Source organism: Sporosarcina aquimarina (genome assembly GCF_033253705.1).
GTDB lineage: Bacteria > Bacillota > Bacilli > Bacillales_A > Planococcaceae > Sporosarcina > Sporosarcina aquimarina.
Window position 1 is genome coordinate 1 of sequence record NZ_JAUBDH010000021.1, and the last position, 1,717, is coordinate 1,717.

The following is a 1,717-nucleotide window of genomic DNA, read 5'->3' on the forward strand; positions in this document are numbered from 1 at the left end:
TGTGAGCCGAACAGCGATTCTTTTGTTCTTTCTTCTCATTCATCGCTGAATGAAAGAAGAACGTTAACTTTTTGGTTAAGTTAGAAAGGGCGCACGGCGGATGCCTTGGCACTAGGAGCCTAAGAAGGACGGCACTAACACCGATATGCTTCGGGGAGCTGTAAGTAAGCATTGATCCGAAGATTTCCGAATGGGGAAACCCACCATCTTTAATAGGATGGTACGTATGCGTGAATACATAGCGTATACGAGGCAGACCCGGAGAACTGAAACATCTAAGTATCCGGAGGAAGAGAAAGAAAAATCGATTCCCTGAGTAGCGGCGAGCGAAACGGGAAAAGCCCAAACCAGGAAGCTTGCTTCCTGGGGTTGTAGGACACTCTATACGGAGTTACAAAGGAATGAGTTAGGTGAAGCGACCTGGAAAGGTCTGCCAGAGTGGGTAAAAGCCCCGTAGCCGAAAGTTCATTCCCTCCAGAGTGGATCCTGAGTACGGCGGAACACGTGAAATTCCGTCGGAATCCGGGAGGACCATCTCCCAAGGCTAAATACTCCCTAGTGACCGATAGTGAACCAGTACCGTGAGGGAAAGGTGAAAAGCACCCCGGAAGGGGAGTGAAATAGATCCTGAAACCGTGTGCCTACAAGTTGTCAGAGCCCGTTAATGGGTGATGGCGTGCCTTTTGTAGAATGAACCGGCGAGTTACGATTCCATGCGAGGTTAAGCAGAGAATGCGGAGCCGCAGCGAAAGCGAGTCTGAATAGGGCGAATGAGTATGGGGTCGTAGACCCGAAACCAGGTGATCTACCCATGTCCAGGGTGAAGGTAAGGTAACACTTACTGGAGGCCCGAACCCACGTACGTTGAAAAGTGCGGGGATGAGGTGTGGGTAGCGGTGAAATTCCAATCGAACCTGGAGATAGCTGGTTCTCTCCGAAATAGCTTTAGGGCTAGCCTCAAACGTTAGAATCTCGGAGGTAGAGCACTGTTTGGACTAGGGGCCCATCCCGGGTTACCGAATTCAGACAAACTCCGAATGCCGATGATTTATGTTTGGGAGTCAGACTATGGGTGATAAGGTCCGTAGTCGAGAGGGAAACAGCCCAGACCGCCAGTTAAGGTCCCAAAGTATTCGTTAAGTGGAAAAGGATGTGGCGCTGCCCAGACAACCAGGATGTTGGCTTAGAAGCAGCCATCATTTAAAGAGTGCGTAATAGCTCACTGGTCGAGTGGCGCTGCGCCGAAAATGTATCGGGGCTAAACGAATCACCGAAACTGCGGATTGACACCTTTGGTGTCAGTGGTAGGAGAGCGTTCCAAGGGCGTTGAAGCTGGACCGGAAGGACTGGTGGAGCGCTTGGAAGTGAGAATGCCGGTATGAGTAGCGAAAGAAGGGTGAGAATCCCTTCCACCGAATGCCCAAGGTTTCCTGAGGAAGGCTCGTCCGCTCAGGGTCAGTCGGGACCTAAGTCGAGGCCGATAGGCGTAGACGATGGATAACAGGTTGATATTCCTGTACTACCTCCCCACCGTTTGAGTGATGGGGTGACGCAGAAGGATAGGGTGAGCGCGCTGTTGGTCATGCGCGTCTAAGCAGTGAGGTGTGAAACGAGGCAAATCCCGTTTCTAATACATTGAGCTGTGATGGCAAGGGGTGTATACCCTGGAGTCCCTGATTTCACACTGCCAAGAAAAGCCTCTAACGAGGTGGGAGGT

At 51.4% G+C, this 1,717-nt stretch carries 1 rRNA gene (cut by a window edge); it reads left to right on the plus strand.

Annotated elements, in window-relative coordinates:
• Positions 1-73: 73 nt before the first annotated feature.
• Positions 74-1,717 (plus strand): 23S ribosomal RNA (locus QT716_RS16220) (its annotated part continues 1,381 nt past the right edge of the window); the annotation flags it as partial.